Below are 17,593 nucleotides of genomic sequence, written 5' to 3'. Positions count from 1 at the left end.
CACAGCAGCTAGCTCATAGCTGCTATGTTACTTTACTTTAACTACCCTGCAATGGGCTTTTGGCCTGACGAAATGGTTTCAGCGCTTTTCATCAACATATAAATACAGGTTGTTATTAAGCAAACACCTAGGTACATGATCAAGCCATTTCCGACTTCGGTAAATGTTGTGGCTAACAGCGGACCTAAAACAGAACCCACGCTATAGCACAGCAGCATCATTTCTGTAGCCGATACCATTTTTTCAGTCGGTAAATGATCACATGCCAATGTGATGGCGATGGGGTAGAGCGCGAAACTACTCGCGCCTAATAGCAATAAACTAAACCCCATCATTACTAACGTGGAAGACTCAAGTACGCCCATAACCGCTAAACAACCTAGCATGCAAAATATCGCCATTAATAAGCTTTTGCTCATTCGAGTCGACATCGCACTGGCAATGGGTTGCACTAACATGCCCCCCATAATGATGCTCGCCATTAGCAGTCCTGTGTGCTCTGCAAAAACACTGATATGCGTTAAATATGATGGCATTAATCCATAAATTGGACCAAGCAATAACCCTGACACCATACAGCCAATAATCGCTGGTCGGTTGATATGACGGATTTCTTTGCGGCTAATACTTTGTTGATCGTGACTATGGGGCTGGCCAGAACGAATCAGAATGGGAGCCAATGTCGCCATAAACAAGAGTAACAATACACACAAATATGGCTGTATTCCGTCGGTTCCAAACACTGAAATAGCTAACTGGCCTACAGCACTACCGCCATACAAAGCCGCCATGTATAGCCCTAACCGCTTAGCACGTTGCTTAGAGCAATTTGCCATTAACAACCAAGACTCTACGACTACAAATACACCTGCTACTGCCATGCCAGCAACAAAACGAGCGACTAACCAAGTCACTTGATGTGGCACCAATATCATAACAACAACAGTCAGCGCCACCAGAGTCAAAAAAGAGATGAAAGATCGCCTATGTCCAAGTCGTTTAATCACTCGTTGAATACAGGTAGCACCAACCAATAGACCAAAATAAAACACACTGGCGAGCCAAGGTATTAATGATAAATCGATATCAAAATGGGTCACAGATAAAGGAATTAGGCTCATTAAAAAGCCTGAAGCCACCGCGAAAAAAGTTAAACCAACTACAGGGGTAACAATGTTATTTTCAACATTATCATGCGTGATTATCGTCAATTTAGTACTACTTAATGAAAGGTTTTGAAGGGTTAAATCGTGCTTGTCGGCTAAAAGGGCAAAATCACCCTTAGACTATTTTCGGCGAATGTATTCTTGAAGCAATAACAAGTAAAGCTATTTTTGTTTCCAAAATCAAAAATGGTTAAAAATGCTTCAAAAATGGAATATAGATCATGTTTTGGTACGTAAAACACGCTAGTAAAATCGCACTAGCAAGTGCAATAGTTTAAAGGGAAAGACCTTTCATCAAATAAAAAAGGAGGGAGATATATGAATAAAAAATATATTTATAAGCTAAAAAAAGCCACAAAGCAAAATTAAAGCACCAGTTATAGACCTTTAGCTTACCTATACTAATGTATTGGATAATAATGACAAGATTAAACTATTCACTTAAATTTCCGTTATTGTTTATCACAAGTAGAATGGTAATGATTAAGCTCAATTAGGCCTTTTAAAATAATGCCGTGATAGCGTGCTTTAACAAGTTGGTAGTCCATTTCTGGGGCGAAGAAATACGTGACTTCCTCTGCACCAGACTGCTCAACAGGGATTAAGGTCATTTCTCCCCATGGTTCAATCTGTTCGGAAACAGGCTTTTTGACATACAGTTGATAAGGCTCAATTGCATCAGATGCTTGCCTAACTAAGGCGAATTGAGTTCGACCTTGGAGTAATAATTGACGCATTTGAATGGCTAGCGTATCGACATCTCGAAGGGGGATTTCGGTAGATGTATAACGATCTTTTTCACCATCTATATCGACCTCGGATGCAAGCCCATCATGGCTAAATGACACCTTCATATCCCGAGCGCGAAAGCCTGTCACTAATTGATGAAAATTATCGGTTATCCATTCATCACGGGTATTCGACCAAGACAGCTCAGCGCGCTGATCGTATTGAGTGCCGATCCCTAAAATACTGGCTTTACTTGTGGAGGTAACCACAGCCGACTGGCCTTGCCATGTTTCGGTTCTTTTCATGGTGCCAGTGTGAATGCCACTCAAATAAATATCATAGTGAGAAGTACGACTACACTGACTTTCGACAGTAGCATCCTGTTCAGATGCATTGGTACAAAGTGGAAACAAGATAACCACCAGCACTAATTTTACCGCTATTGTCAGTTTTAATACGCTCATTACTTCTCTACTATTTTACTATCGTGCTCAAACATACAACTTGAGTGATGTAGATTAAAAAACTTCATTCACATTAAGGTAGAAGTTAGTTTCGTTTTCGCCTACACCCACATCAAATCGTAAGTTGATATTGTCTTTAATTTTAAAGCGAAAGCCTGTGCCGTAAGAGGCTAATAACTCATCAGTTAAGTCACTCACTGAAGGAGCTACACTGCCAACCGCGCCCCAAAATACCATGCCATAGCGCTGAAATATCGGTAAACGATACTCAACTTGGCCCATCATCATTTGCTCATCTCTATAACGGCCTTTAATAAAACCACGCATAGCACTTGAGCCACCTAAATCAGGTAATGCATTCCACGGTACGTCACCACTAGTAAAATGACCTTGAACTTGCCAAGCAATTAATCCAGGCGCATTACTTAACATAGACGTTGAGCTTAAATCGATGTAGTTTGCTAGCTCGACATTGTAAGTTGAAAACGTCGAATACTCACTGTTTTGGTATACACCAGCATCAACTTGAAACAACCACCCTTTGGTGGCGTTTAATCGATAATCTCGTGAGTCATAAATACTAGTGACGACAACACCAGAACTAAAGTTACTTGGTAAAATCGTGCTTTCGTCGACAGGCTCACCTGTTTCAACATATTCTAATTTATCGGCACTTGCATAAGTAAAATCTGCACCTATACCTAGAAAGTAATTATCGGCAACCTCAGTCATCCAGCGAGGTTTAAAGCTATAAAGCTGTTCTTCATATTCATGATGATTAATGTCTAGATTACCATCATCAATTCCTTTGCCATAATACACCGCCGCTTCATTATATAATTCGACGTCTAACAGTAAGCGCTGCTTACCGCCATTAAAAAACGTCATGTTTTCAGCTTCAATACCATAAGAGTTGTTCATCGACACAAATGAATTCAATACCAATGATGAAGGCTGTTCATCTGCGGCTGCCCCTTCAGTTTTATATAACCCGACCATGAGTAACCCCACACCAAACTTCTTTTCTGGTGTGTAATAAGCCGTAGGCAGATAACTCATATCGATGGGTTTACTGTCATCAAACTCACCATCAGCACCAAATATCGACAAGATATCATCGACCCAAGTCGGCTCCATGTCTTCTGGTGTATCGATTAATGGCTCAACAGCAAGAGTAGCACTCGAAAATGCCAATAAAGTGAGTAATAAAATCCGTTTCATAGCGGCTCTAATGTGAAGTGAAAAATATCGGGAAAATTGCCATGTGGCTCGTGGGGCGCATTCTACCATTACAAAAATTTTCAACAATTAATTTTGTTGTAACTTAGGTATTAATTTAATGCGCTTACATTTTATATTAAGGCGTTTCAATATGAAGATTGACCTAGCACTGAGGTGTGCTGAACTTCATCATTAGGGTAAGAGTTTGATTTATAAGTTTAAGAATTCATCAATGAACTTAATCGGAATGACAGAGGTGACCATTAACTCACCACTCTAACTTGGTTTTTACCATCTTGCTTTGCAATATAAAGTGCCCTATCGGCATTTTTTATCATAACCTCAAGGGTGTCGTGATTAATTGATTCATCCTCAAATCGAGCAGCGACGCTACCAGCAACACCAATACTTGCAGTTAACATTAATTCGCAATCAATTCCCGTAAATGAAATGGCCTCAATAGCCTCACGTATTCTTTCTGCATGCATAATAGCGCCATCTCGTGTGGTATCAGGTAAAAATACAATAAACTCCTCACCTCCCCAGCGGGCTGAGATATCGCCTTCTCTTGATGTTTCAGCAATGGCTTTCGCCACTTTTTTTAATACTTCATCGCCTTTACTATGCCCATACTCATCATTTACTTTTTTAAAGAAATCAATATCAATGAGAGCAACTGAGATATTACGTTGAGTATCGACAATGTTTGGCCAAGTTAACTCTGTAAGCACTTTAAAACCACGTCGATTATTCAGTTCAGTCAATGGATCCGTGCGGGCATATTTTTCAGCTATCAACTTGTCAATTTGCGCTATTCTAAACTGCCTTGCCAAAATGGATGCCAGTAAAATTGCTTCGAATGCCATACCCACTTCAATCGCTTTAAACGTGTAATCGTTATAAGGCACTAACACGCCTGCAACAGCGAGTGTTGAAATGGTTATACACACCGCGGCAGTCACCGAAGATAAAATGAAAAGAACCGCAAATGGCTTTTGTGCTTGCAATGCTTTTACCCCCATGGCGATAAATAACATGACAAAACAGGTGTTTAAGATAAATGCCAACACCATCGAAAAAAATAGTTGGTTAAATACAAAGCCAATTAACATCCCTAGCGGAATATACAGCGTTGTACGCAATACAAATTTATCTAATCTTGGTGCATATTCTTTGGTGTGCAGTAGCGATCTTGCAAAATGTAACCCTGCAACGCTATAAGTGATCATTAAAAAGATATCGAGCCAATCTTGGAAATAAGGCCCAAAATCATAGGTAATAATCGTGTGCAACTGACCAGTATAAGACAAGCTATTTAAAACAAAGCCCAACAGGTACAAACCATATAAGCCATATTCACGCTGACGAATAAACACAAATAGCACTATATTATATAATGCTAGCGCCACCATAATTCCGTATAACGCGCCATACTGATAACCACTGACAATGTCGCGATTTATCGCATTTTCTACACTATTAAATTGCACAGGTAGCGCCATTGGACCTTTCGTTTCAACCCGCATAATAATGTCAGTGACGCCAGGTAAATAGGCATGTTCGAAAGCGTAAAAGCGATACTGCATTGGCCTAGTATCGAAACTAAAAGCATCGCCACCAGCAATATGTTTGATTACCTGCCCATCTTTAATCAGCCAAGTATCAATATAATCAATCCATGGCGTTTCTACTGATAAGCGATAGTCTTGGCTTGTATTAGCGACATTATTGACCTTGACTGACATCCACACAGGATCAACGCCAATGCCCAAAGAAATAGAGTTACTTGAACCAAGAGAAAGTTCAGTTGTTTGAAATTGTTGACGCGCTTCTGTTAAAGAAAGCTTACCGTCACGTTCACGAAAATATGCCGCATGTTTACCAACACTGCCTTTACTAAAGCTAGGGATCTCAATTGTGTCTGCGTGCAGTGTAAAGCTGATGAATAATGACATGACTGAGTAAAAAAGTATCATCACCAGCCTCATATGTTGGAAACCAACACACGCCGCTTTCTTTGAAAATGTTTTATTCCATACACTCAGCTCAAGCATAAAAACAAATGATATATAGTTGTTATTTTTTTGATAATAACACTGAAGCAATAAATCTTCGATAGATGCTTGTTTCAATTGAAGAACAAGCCGTTCTAATCATGTAGGGAAAAGTGATTACAGCTTTTAAATGGCATTTTTCATGCCCAAAAACATGATAAAGGAAATACTAAAATTAACATCCTTGGCAGTTTATTAAATCGCAAACGCCTCCACTTTTAGCTGATATATGTCATTTACACACCAAACACAGCAAAATGAATCACAACATTTATTGATCTAGATCATCTATAAAACCAAGTAATTCACACCTTTGTGCACCAGCCCACAATTAGAGCAAATGCTAATCATTATCATTTGTATCAGCTTTATCTACGTCATAAAATTGCAACAAGCTTAACAAGTGCAGCACGAAAGCAACATTTACATACACTAACAATCACAAAAGTTGACAATATGAAGCATTCAATTTTAGCCGCAGCAATACTCAGCGCACTGACCTTTTCGGCTCAAGCTGAGACCACAGCCACCGATGATGAAATCGAGAAAATTGAAGTCAGAGGTGTGCGTCAAAAATTACAGCAAGATGGTCGTTTGAAAGATGTCATTCAAAAAACAGAAGTGTTGGATGAACTGATGATTCAAAACAAAAACGCCTTGAGTTTAACTGATGCAATCAATAATGAACCCGGCGTGAATGTTTCAAATGAATGTTCAATGTGTGGTGTTAAGCGCATCATGCTCAATGGTATGAAAGGCGAACATACGACAATTTTAGTAGATGGCCTACCAACACATACTATGATTTCTGGTTACTATGCGGTTGATGCGATTTCAACCACGGGTGTTGACCGTATCGAAATTGCACGTGGCGCAGGCGCTTCCTTGATTGCCCCAGAAGCGATTGGCGGAACCGTAAACGTTGTCACTAAACAAGCCTACGAAAACGAAGTGTCTGTTGATATCGCTAAGGGATCACATGACTTCACCGCAATGAAAGGAATGGCAACAGGAATTTCAGATGACGGCAAAACGGGTATCACCTTAATCGGCCAATATGATAAACAAGATCAGGAAGATCATGATGATAATGGTGTTAGTGAAGCGCCTTTCCAAGAGAACTATACCGTCAGTTCGTTAGTCAGCCATGATTTAAACGACACCAATAACATTCACCTGCGTGTAGCAAAAGTGCGGAGCGAGATCTTTGGTGGCCCTGTGATTGGCGACAATGTTGGCTCTATTCAAGAGGCGATCAGCAGCTATGATGGCGTAGAGTCTGATAGCTTATTTGTTGGTGATGATGTCCGTAATGAGTACATAGGTAAAGCGTGGGAAACCACTGAGTGGATTGAAACCAACCGTGACGAAGCCTACATTAAATGGTTAAGCGAACTAACCGATTACACCACCTCTGAGTTTGCCGTAAGCTATGCAAGACACGAGCAAGACTCTTTTTATGAAGGCATTGATTACCGTGCAAAAGACACCATGTACTATGCCCGAGCTAAGTTTGATACAGAACTGACCGACAATCACTTTTTAACCTACGGCGCAGATATTCGCACCGAAGAAATGCGCTCGCATACCGATGCGCTGCAAGACGTTGAAGCTTATGTCAGTGACTCATTTGATTACGATGTTAAAGGCGTATTCATTCAAGATACATGGACTCCTACTGACGATATTGAAATCGCGATGGCACTTCGGGTAGACAAAGTGACCGCTGATTTTGTTGATGACAAAAAACCTGGCACTGAAATCGACGAAACCTTTATCGCCCCTCGTGTCGACATGCGTTATTTCCACAGTGACACATGGACTTCTCGCTTATCTGCAGGTCGAGGCTACCGCGCGCCATTATCATTCTTTGAAACTGACCACGGTATTCTAGACTCTGAAAAAGGCTACCTGATTGACGTCGATTCATTAGAAGAATCGTTATCAGCTAACTATGCCTTAAGCTATGATGCTGGCACATTAACGGGAACCTTCTCAGTCGCGCATTCAAACGTGCAAAACTTAGCATCACTGCAAGAAACTGACGACGGTGTACCAATTCTGACTCAGCTTGATGAAGATGCATCAGTCACTACAGTCGACATCGTGGCGGGTTACAGCCTAACTGATGAGCTTACCATTAATGCCAGTGCTGAATACTTTGATTATAACGACGTATTTCGCTCTTCATACTCAATTGCTCCGGTTGAAACCCGTGCAGGTATTGAGCTTGAGTGGAAAACTGACGATTTCACCGTATTTTGGAATACCACATGGTTTGGCGAGCGTGACTTAACCGATTACGGTTACGAAGGTTATGACATCAAAGGTGACCCTAGCTCGCTTAAAAGCCAAGATGCACCTGCCTTTACAGTATCTGATGTAAAAGTACAGTACAGCCTAACAGACCAAATCAAAGTCTACGGCGGCTTATCAAATATCTTTAACTATACCCAAATTGAAGAAGGGGAATCACCACTGTTTTATGATGCTGATGGCGGCTATGACGTTGCTTACATATATGGTCCACTTCACGGTCGTGAATTCTATGTTGGCATTGAAGGCAAGCTTTAACAGCCTAGTGCTACTGACAGCGTTAGCTGTTAGTAGCACTGCCAGTGCAGGTAACAACAGCACTGAACTGTCTGTGGCGCAAATCCAGCTAAAGGATTTACGTACCAGTCAGTCATCCGTCAGTTATCACTCACAAAAGCCCACCGTATTGATGTTCTTTCAACCTGACTGTAGTTGGTGCAAAAAGCAGGGCAAGATCATTACTCAACTAGTCAGTGAGTGCGGTAACAGCGTCCACTTTACTTTAGTTGGAGATAAAGGTTCTAAAAGACAACTCAAACGAGAGTTGCGTCATTTTTCAGAAACGATTCCCTCTCAGCAAAGCACACAACTATTTGCCCGTAAAAGTGGCGGTGTTAAAGGGTTCCCCACCACCTTAGTGCTCGATACTCAAGGTCATGTGCTGGCTAAACGCCGTGGTTTTACTGATGAAGCAACGCTACGCAAATTAACAAATGAGCTCAGCCAAGGAGAATGTGCCCTGCAATAACAGGGGATGCCGTTAAAACTCCCAAAGATAACCTCCTCCATGATATACCCAACAATGAAATGTTTTTCTCGTTTGCGGGGTCTTATTTACCAATGACTTAAACAGTGAGTGTCATCAGTCAACGGACATCAAAGGAAATAAGATGAGAACATTACACCGCCTTTTAATATTACTCGGTTTATCCATGGCTCTGATGGGATGCACTAGCTTGAGTGACAAGCCAATTTATAACGACCAAGGCTATGCGGTTACAGGTTATGATGTCGTTGCGTATTTTACTGATAATAAAGCAGTTAAAGGCAGTACAGCATTCCAAACAGAATACCAAGGCTCACAGTGGTTGTTTGCAACTAAACAACATCAACGACAGTTTGAACAGTCCCCCGAACGTTACATTCCACAATACGGCGGTTATTGCGCCTACGCCATGAGCAGTGGCTTTGTTGTCAGCAGTGATCCACAAACTTTTACTGTGTATCAAGACAAACTATATTTAAACTACAGTTTAAGTGTGCGAGAAAACTGGCTCGAAAATAAAGCGCAATTTATTCAAGAAGCCGATGGATATTGGCAGCAAAAAGTCGCCAAAAATTGAATATCAATTAAGTTATGACTGTTAGTTAATATATAAAAAGGGTCGAATGAAACCATTCGACCCTTTTTAATGACTAAAGCTGTGAAATATCACGCGTTGAGATTTAGCGATTGCACTAGCTATTTCACTAATTTATCCACTGCATGATTTCATTGGATTGCATTAAGGCATATTGCCTTTTTACCAAACTACCAGCGGGCTCAAACATGAGTAGCTCTGCAGGTCTTGCTTGGTATTTACGAATAAATTGATCGCCCTCTGGTGTCCCTATTCTCGCAATCAAAACGACACATCATCAAGTCAAAGCATTAAAGCCCTGAGTTACAATAGGTAGTAAAAACTGCTGCAAACAATGATTGACGAAGCTCAATTTGTTAACAGGAGTTTATATTTCCTAAATCAGCCTAAATCAGTGAGCTAGATTGCATAACTAGCAATTATGTGATGTGATCCGCCCACACTAGAAAGCTTAATTGAATCTTAAAGTTGAGCTAGCTTAAATTCGTGACAAACCGTTATGTCATTAACAAGTCGTTGGAATTGCCGTTATGCTAGAAATCTTTCTGCTCACCCTTGCCGTTATCGCTTTACTCAGTATTATTTTTGAAGAAGTTACCCATATAAATAAGGCTAAAACCACACTGTTTTTAGGCTGTGTTTCTTGGATTACGCTATTCATTGCAGCACAAACGCCCGAACAAACAGCGATAATCTCAGAAGAATTAAATGAAAATCTATTGGAAATAGCCACGCTATGGCTGTTTTTAATGTCAACAATGACTTTTGTAGCTTACCTCAATGCCAAAGGCATGATCCAAGTACTAGTACAAAAGATATTTCCACAACAGGTATCTGTCAGAATGTTGATGCTTCAAGTGGGGGCATTCGCGCTTGTACTTTCAACATTTTGTGACAATGTCACCGCAACGTTAGTCTCACTGGGCTTATTAACCACCTTTAATCTCGATGACCAGATGCGTTGTCGTATGGCTGTGTTGATTATTTTCGCCGTGAACTCCGGCGGAGTAGCGTTAATAACAGGAGATGTAACCACCTTGATGATTTTCTTAGCTGGAAAAGTTCATATTTCAGAGTTATTAGCCTTGTTTATCCCAGCAACCATCAGCGTACTTTTGCTATCAGTAATATTCTCTTTAAATGCTAAAGGCACAGTCAGCACTACGCCTATCAAACAATCATTCAATTCAATAGATATTGTTATTGGCATGATTTTCCTTGTGACGATATTCCTTACAATGGTGCTTAATGTGTTGTTTGCCATTCCACCGGTATTAACCTTTTTAGCAGGATTATCGGTTATGTTTTTAGTGGGTAAGAGCAGTAAAACCAAAGACGAAGAAGTGCAGATTTTAGAATATATTCGCCAAGTTGAGTATGACACCTTGTTGTTTTTTTTAGGTATCCTACTACTGGTCGGCATGCTAAAAGAAATTGGTACCTTGGATTTGCTCACTCAAGTTTATTCAATGTATGACCCAGGTGTTTCGAACTTTTTTGTAGGGGTTGGCTCTGCTGTATTAGATAACGTACCGCTAACTGCTGCGTTGTTAAAAGCAGATCCAACCTTAAGTACAGCCCAATGGTTAGGGCTGACTTACTCTGTCGGAGTAGGTGGTTCTTTATTAGTGATTGGCTCTGCGGCGGGAATTATTGCCATGAGCAAAGTGCAAGAGCTGACTTTTGTGGCATACCTTAAATTCGTTCCCGCTTTGCTGCTGTGTTATAGCGTAGGCTATGGCTTAACCTTATTTTTAGCAAATCATCTACACAATTAGAAGTAAACTATTGCGCAATATCCAATACCTAAAAAGGCGCTATATGCGCCTTACTACACTTTACAATCGTTTGAGTTAATAACGTCAATATATGATATTGCTTGAAAGGTTTTTCTCATTCATTAGGTCTCATTCAATAACCACAGATTTATAGTTAACACATTTTAACCAACCGTTTGTAATACTGACTAATAACAAGTTGCAGTTTAAATATGTTAGCTTCAAAGGAAATGAGATGAGAAAACTGATCAATTTAATGCTGCCGCTATTACTGTCACTTACTGTGATCGGCTGCACCAGTTTGAGTGACAAACCTATTTATAACGACCAAGGTTATGCTGTAACAGGTTATGATGTGGTGGCTTATTTTACTGATAATAAGGCAGTAAAAGGTAACGCAGAGTTTCAAACAGAGTACCAAGGTTCGCAATGGTTATTTTCCACTAAGCAACATCAACAGCAATTTGAGCAGTCACCAGGCCGATACATGCCGCAATATGGTGGTTACTGTGCTTATGCTATGAGCAGCGGTTTTGTGGTCAGCAGTGACCCCCAAGCCTTTACCGTTTTTGAAGACAAACTGTATTTGAACTATAGCTTGAGCGTGCGAGAGAATTGGCTAGAAAATAGAGACCAATTTATTAAAGAAGCTGACGAATATTGGCTAAAGAAAACCACAAAATAACACTAAACCAGTTATAACCAAGCCTAGTAATTATCTAATCATTACCAAGATAAAAAGGGGCAGAATGATATCATTCTGCCCCTTTAACATATCTACACTTTTGCTATCTCTTGCACCGTAAAGTCAATGTTCGCCTATTAGTAAACAGCCTAATTCACCTAATAGTAACCAGCCTAAAATAGCGACTTAACCTGAACTATGGTTACTTAACCCAGTGCATAATCTCGTTGGCTTGCATTAAAGCGTACTGTCTTTTAGTCAAGCTGCCGGCAGATTCAAACATTAACAGTTCAGCTGGTCGTGCTTGATACTTAGCAATAAACTGGTCGCCTTCAGGTGTTCCGATTCGTGCAATAAGAAACGACACATCATCACCTAACGTCGCGCGAGCTGTATTCATTTGCTCGGTCTGACTGTTACTCACTGCAAGGTTATGATCGTAAACAAACACCAATACAGGAATACCTGAACCAATCTCCTCGTGGCTAGTTTTAAAGCCCTTAGGTAATACATTGAACAACACCGCAAACAGTATCGCTATGGCTGCAATTACGCCTAAAACAATCAAAGGCTTACGACGAGACAGATTTGAATTGTGATTCTCTTTGATAACGATACCTTCTTTAATAATTTATATCGTTGCAAATATTGATGGCGATGTACTCATGACTGTTTATCTATGAGATAAACATAAAATATGACTCATTGTAGACAACGAAACTGAGGTTTATCTTAAAAACTAGCTAAAGTTATAAAGATTTTGATACAAAGGTTAAATATTGTCATATCAATAAAATTTAGATACTCACTGCTTAAGAAATATCGCTAAAAATCAATCCTTTTCACACGACAACCTATTTGACTCATTACTCGCTTTAATGGATGTCGCAACCAATGAATATCGACAACCTCAGGATATTTTTGCGCCCTGTCGCCACTAACATTTTGCTAACACCAAGATAATGGAGTGAGTCATTAGTCAGTTTATTAAACCGAAAACATATTGATAAGAGAAAGCTTTAAACTTTTGTTTATTTTTTACTCAAAACGATATTAATTCATTTTTAAGTAACTCAACTGTCCCTCTCACGCAATATAAGCCTAATAAAACGCTAAAATCAGCCTTATTCTCTAGCTACAAAAGCTCATTTCATCATTTTAAAAGCAATAATAGTCGCTATAATAACTGTTCAATGAATATTTATGATTAATTGAATACCTTTCGATTATTGTTAAAAAAAACGACAAGGAAGTAACCCTGATGCTCCTCAAAAAGCTGCTGACATTATTATGCTTATCAAGCTGTCTTTTACTGTCTTCTTGTTATCTTGATAACGATAGCGATCAAGAATTTGTCAGCTTACGTATTTACATTGACTCTATGGAAGGAGATGTTTCTACTAACGAGATTCCTAAAGGGTTTAGTCGAACTGCAGTCGCTATTTTAAGTTTTGCGAACGGTAAAAGTGTCAATGTTTCAGAGTTGGTTACTTGGCATAACAGTGCGCAGGATATATTACAAATAGTCGATAATAAAATTACAGGCTTAAATACCGGCAGCACCAGTATTCATGCAAGCTATAACAAACTTATTAGTCATGATATCTTAATTGAGGTCACACCAGCTGTTTCTACGAGTATTCAGCTAACCCCCGCATCGACTAGCCTTCCAATTGGCCTAAGCCAATCTTTCCAAGCAATCGCGACGTTTTCTGATTTGAGTATGTTGAACATTACCAATGATGTGAACTGGAATCTTTCAGATGACTCTATTGCTAATATTGATAAGGGGGAGCTCACAACCTTACAAACTGGAAACACTGAAATCAATGTTAGTTTCGAAAACCTGACCAGTAATACCGTCCAATTAGAAGTAACAGATGCACTATTAGAAAGTATTCAAATTACACCTTCAGTAATCAGTATTGCTAGGGGTCTTCATACCACTTATGTTGCGACTGGCACATACACCGATAACAGCACTCAAGATCTCACCTCATTGGTATCATGGAGCAGCACGAATAACGACATAGTCACCATTTCAGATGGCATAGCCACAAGCATTAATAAAGGCAACACCATAATAATTGCCAACTTCAATGGCATCAGTAGCAATAGTGCCAGCTTAACAGTAACCGACGCAGAATTAGTCAACATTCAAGTGACACCTGCTACGTTAAGCCTCGCTAAAGGCACGATTAGCAATTATGTGGCTAAAGGAACGTATACTGACAGTAGTACACAAGATATTACTGACTCAGTATCATGGTCTAGTACTGATACAGATATCGCAACCATTATCAATGGCTCAGCCATGACTTTTGCAGTAGGTAGTACCACTATCACTGCCAAGTTAAATGAAATATCCAGTAATGATGCAGCCCTAACGGTAACCGATGCAGAGTTAGTCAGTATTCAAATCACCCCTGCAACAATCAGCTTAGCTAAGGGCACAAGTACCAGTTATGTCGCCACTGGAACCTACACTGATAACACAACACAAGACATCACGACCTCGGTAGCCTGGAGTAGTAGTGATACAGATTTAGCCACTATTATAAGTGGCTCTGCAACGGCTGTTAAAGAAGGTATTGCCAGCATAAGTGCCAGCTTAAATGGCATTAGCAGTAATAGCGCAAGCTTAACTGTAACAGCTGAAGAGTTAGTCAGTATTCAAATCACCCCAGCAACAATCAGTTTAGCTAAGGGCACAAGTACCAGTTATGTCGCCACAGGAACCTACACTGATAACACAACACAAGACATCACGACCTCGGTAGCCTGGAGTAGTAGTGATACAGATTTAGCCACTATTATAAGTGGCTCTGCAACGGCTGTTAAAGAAGGTATTGCCAGCATAAGTGCCAGCTTAAATGGCATTAGCAGTAATAGCGCAAGCTTAACTGTAACAGCTGAAGAGTTAGTCAGTATTCAAATCACCCCAGCAACAATCAGTTTAGCTAAGGGCACAAGTACCAGTTATGTCGCCACAGGAACCTACACTGATAACACAACACAAGACATCACGACCTCGGTAGCCTGGAGTAGTAGTGATACAGATTTAGCCACTATTATAAGTGGCTCTGCAACGGCTGTTAAAGAAGGTATTGTCAGTATAAGTGCCAGCTTAAATAGCATCAGTAGTAATAGCGCAAGCTTAACAGTAACAACTGAAGAGTTAGTCAGCATTCAAATCACCCCTGCAACAATCAGTTTAGCTAAGGGGACAAGTACCAGTTATGTCGCCACTGGAACCTACACTGATAACACAACACAAGACATCACGACCTCGGTAGCCTGGAGTAGTAGTGATACCAATGTCGCCACCATTTTAAGTGGCGTGGCAATCACAGTTAACGAAGGTATTGTCAGTATAAGTGCCAGCTTAAATAGCATCAGTAGTAATAGCGCAAGCTTAACAGTAACAACTGAAGAGTTAGTCAGCATTCAAATCACCCCTGCAACAATCAGTTTAGCTAAGGGCACAAGTACCAGTTATGTCGCCACTGGAACCTACACTGATAACACAACACAAGACATCACTCCCTCGGTAGCTTGGAGTAGTAGTGATACCAATGTCGCCACCATTTTAAGTGGCGTGGCCACGACAATTAGTGAAGGAATGACCAGCATAAGTGTCAACTTGAGTGGCATTAACAGTAATGTTGCAAGCTTAACAGTGACATCTGAAGAGCTAGTCAGCATTCAAATCACCCCTGCAATAACCAGCTTAGCGAAAGGCATTAATACCGATTATGTGGCTACGGGGACTTACAGCGATAATAGCACCTTAGATATCACAGCTTTAGTGTCATGGAGCAGTAGTGATACCAATGTTGCCACTATTTTAAGTGGCTTGGCAACCACAGTTAACGAAGGTATTGTCAGTATAAGTGCCAGCTTAAATGGTATCAATAGTAATAGCGCAACTTTAACAGTGACAGCTGAAGAGTTAGCCAGCATTCAAATCACCCCTGCAATAATCAGCTTAGCGAAAGGCATTAATACCGATTATGTGGCTATGGGGACTTACACCGACAATAGCACCTTGGATATCACCGCTTCAGTGTCTTGGAACAGCAGTGATACCAATGTCGCCACCATTTTAAATGGCTCAACTACGACGATTAATATGGGCATTACCACCATAAATGCCAGCTTAAATGGCATCAATAGTAATAGCGCAACTTTAACAGTGACAGCTGAAGAGTTAGTCAGCATTCAAATCACCCCTGCAACAATCAGCTTAGCGAAAGGCATTAATACCGATTATGTGGCCATAGGAACCTACACTGATAACACAACACAAAACATCACTAATTCGGTAGCGTGGAGCAGTAGTGATACCAATGTCGCTACAATTTTAGATGGCTCAGCCACGGCAGTGAACGAAGGTATTGCCAGTATAAGTGCCAGATTAAATAGCATCAGTAGTAATAGCGCAAGCTTAACAGTAACAACTGAAGAGTTGGTCAGTATTCAAATCACACCTGCAACAATCAGTTTAGCAAAAGGGATTAATACCGATTATGTTGCTACGGGGACTTACACCGACAATAGCACCTTAGATATCACCGCTTCAGTGTCTTGGAACAGCAGTGATATCAATGTCGCCACCATTCTAGATGGCTCAGCCACGACGGTTAATGTGGGCATGACTGATATAAGTGCCAGTTCAAATAGCATAACCAGCAGTTTAGCAAGCTTAACAGTAACCCCAGCTGAGTTAATCAGTGTGCAATTATCGCCAACCTCAGTAAGTTTAGCGAAAGGACTGAATACCTCTTTTGTTGCAACTGGAACTTATACCGATAATAGCACCCAGAACTTAACCTCTTCAGTGTCATGGAACAGCAGCGATACGAGTGTTGCTACCATTTTGAGCGGTTCTGCGGCAACATTAGCTGAAGGCAATACCACCATAAGTGCCAGCTTGAGTGGCTTCAGCATTAATACAGCAAATTTATTGGTCACTCCTGCAGCGTTACAGAGCATACAGATAACATCACTCACGAATACATTATTAGTAGGTCGTTCAACTATTTATACCGCGGAAGGGACTTATACTGATGGTACTAGTTTAGATATCAATTCGACAGTTTCATGGAGCAGTAGTGATACTAGTTTAGTAACAATTCTATCCGGAACTGCCACAGCGGTTTCCAGTGGTTTAGCTCAAATAACCGCAAGTCAAAATGGTATATCTTCCAATGAAAACTTAAGCCTAGTCAATGAAGTATCTGTATGTGGAGCAGATTTAGCAGCTGCTGCTGGTGTCTGCATAAAAACACTGATTGGATTAACTAGTGATGCTAAGGATAAAGAATTTACCAACACACCCAGCCTTGCGGTACTAAACTCCATGGGCTATACCAAAATGTCAGGAGCCTCTAATACAGGAACAACTTATAGCAGGACATTTGAAGGAACGGGTACTTTTGACCCTGTAGGCACCTTTATCCTTATGCAACAATTTGGCGACTCAACTTCGCAACACACCCGATATTGCAACGATTTAAATACTGTATCATTTAACTCAAAAACAAATTGGCGCCAAGCCACCTCTGATGAGTTACGAGCTTTGTATTTTGATTATCCAAACAGCACACTTTATACAACTCATGGTTGGGCGATAAATAAAGGTTATTGGAGTTCTACTCCCTATAATATTTCACAGTTTATTCTCGTGGCAATGCATAGCGGCAGTATTTTTTCCTCTGATCCGGTTGGCCATCGCTCAGTATCTTGTGTTTCAGAGTTATGATTTAACCCGTGAAGATTACGACGTAGCTTACATCTATGGTCCACTTCACGGTCGA

General features: G+C 40.4%; 12 protein-coding genes. 6 read left to right on the top strand and 6 right to left on the bottom strand.

The features are described from left to right. Positions 1–41: 41 nt before the first annotated feature. From SJ2017_RS02720 to SJ2017_RS02705, 4 genes are all read right to left on the bottom strand, one after another. A complete protein-coding gene (locus SJ2017_RS02720) occupies positions 42–1,211 on the bottom strand; it encodes an MFS transporter (RefSeq protein WP_055022840.1) in 1,170 nt (389 codons plus the stop codon). Between the two features lie 407 nt (positions 1,212–1,618). Continuing rightward, on the bottom strand, positions 1,619–2,359 hold the full coding sequence (locus SJ2017_RS02715; protein WP_244899759.1) for a hypothetical protein: 741 nt from the start codon (positions 2,357–2,359) through the stop codon (positions 1,619–1,621). A gap of 54 nt (positions 2,360–2,413) precedes the next feature. Further along, complete coding sequence (locus SJ2017_RS02710; RefSeq protein ID WP_080914792.1) at positions 2,414–3,580, bottom strand: BamA/TamA family outer membrane protein; 1,167 nt, start codon at positions 3,578–3,580, stop codon at positions 2,414–2,416. Between the two features lie 263 nt (positions 3,581–3,843). Beyond that, positions 3,844–5,556 (bottom strand): sensor domain-containing diguanylate cyclase, encoded by a 1,713-nt coding sequence (locus tag SJ2017_RS02705; protein WP_167692881.1) that lies wholly within the window; start codon positions 5,554–5,556, stop codon positions 3,844–3,846. A gap of 534 nt (positions 5,557–6,090) precedes the next feature. Here SJ2017_RS02705 and SJ2017_RS02700 point away from each other — a divergent pair. From SJ2017_RS02700 to SJ2017_RS02690, 3 genes are all read left to right on the top strand, one after another. Further along, on the top strand, positions 6,091–8,208 hold the full coding sequence (locus SJ2017_RS02700; protein ID WP_080917363.1) for a TonB-dependent receptor plug domain-containing protein: 2,118 nt from the start codon (positions 6,091–6,093) through the stop codon (positions 8,206–8,208). Beyond that, complete coding sequence (locus tag SJ2017_RS02695; protein WP_080914790.1) at positions 8,183–8,698, top strand: TlpA family protein disulfide reductase; 516 nt, start codon at positions 8,183–8,185, stop codon at positions 8,696–8,698. Before SJ2017_RS02700 ends, SJ2017_RS02695 begins: the two co-directional genes overlap by 26 nt. A gap of 142 nt (positions 8,699–8,840) precedes the next feature. Then, positions 8,841–9,293 (top strand): YHS domain-containing (seleno)protein, encoded by a 453-nt coding sequence (locus SJ2017_RS02690; RefSeq protein ID WP_080914789.1) that lies wholly within the window; start codon positions 8,841–8,843, stop codon positions 9,291–9,293. A gap of 127 nt (positions 9,294–9,420) precedes the next feature. On the opposite strand, the gene SJ2017_RS21380 is transcribed toward SJ2017_RS02690, so the two are convergent. Then, on the bottom strand, positions 9,421–9,576 hold the full coding sequence (locus tag SJ2017_RS21380) for a hypothetical protein (RefSeq protein ID WP_156003114.1): 156 nt from the start codon (positions 9,574–9,576) through the stop codon (positions 9,421–9,423). A 265-nt stretch (positions 9,577–9,841) separates the two neighbouring features. Here SJ2017_RS21380 and nhaD point away from each other — a divergent pair, with 265 nt between their 5' ends. Then, the gene (gene nhaD / locus SJ2017_RS02685; RefSeq protein WP_080914788.1) at positions 9,842–11,089 is read left to right on the top strand and encodes a sodium:proton antiporter NhaD; all 1,248 of its coding nucleotides are present in this window, start codon (positions 9,842–9,844) and stop codon (positions 11,087–11,089) included. A 235-nt stretch (positions 11,090–11,324) separates the two neighbouring features. Continuing rightward, positions 11,325–11,774, top strand: a complete 450-nt coding sequence (locus SJ2017_RS02680) for a YHS domain-containing (seleno)protein (protein WP_080914787.1) — start codon at positions 11,325–11,327, stop codon at positions 11,772–11,774. Positions 11,775–11,976: 202 nt separating this feature from the next. Here the strand turns inward: SJ2017_RS02680 and SJ2017_RS02675 are convergent, their stop codons facing one another. Further along, positions 11,977–12,342 (bottom strand): hypothetical protein, encoded by a 366-nt coding sequence (locus SJ2017_RS02675; RefSeq protein WP_244899758.1) that lies wholly within the window; start codon positions 12,340–12,342, stop codon positions 11,977–11,979. 693 nt (positions 12,343–13,035) lie between these two features. Here SJ2017_RS02675 and SJ2017_RS02670 point away from each other — a divergent pair. Continuing rightward, positions 13,036–17,538 carry an Ig-like domain-containing protein gene (locus SJ2017_RS02670; RefSeq protein WP_080914785.1) on the top strand — a complete coding sequence of 1,501 codons (4,503 nt, stop codon included), beginning with the start codon at positions 13,036–13,038 and terminating at the stop codon, positions 17,536–17,538. Positions 17,539–17,593 lie beyond the last annotated feature (55 nt).

The organism is Shewanella japonica (assembly GCF_002075795.1).
Taxonomy (GTDB): domain Bacteria; phylum Pseudomonadota; class Gammaproteobacteria; order Enterobacterales; family Shewanellaceae; genus Shewanella; species Shewanella japonica.
Note: the sequence above shows the minus strand (reverse complement) of the source record. Positions and strands in the feature narration are given on the sequence as shown.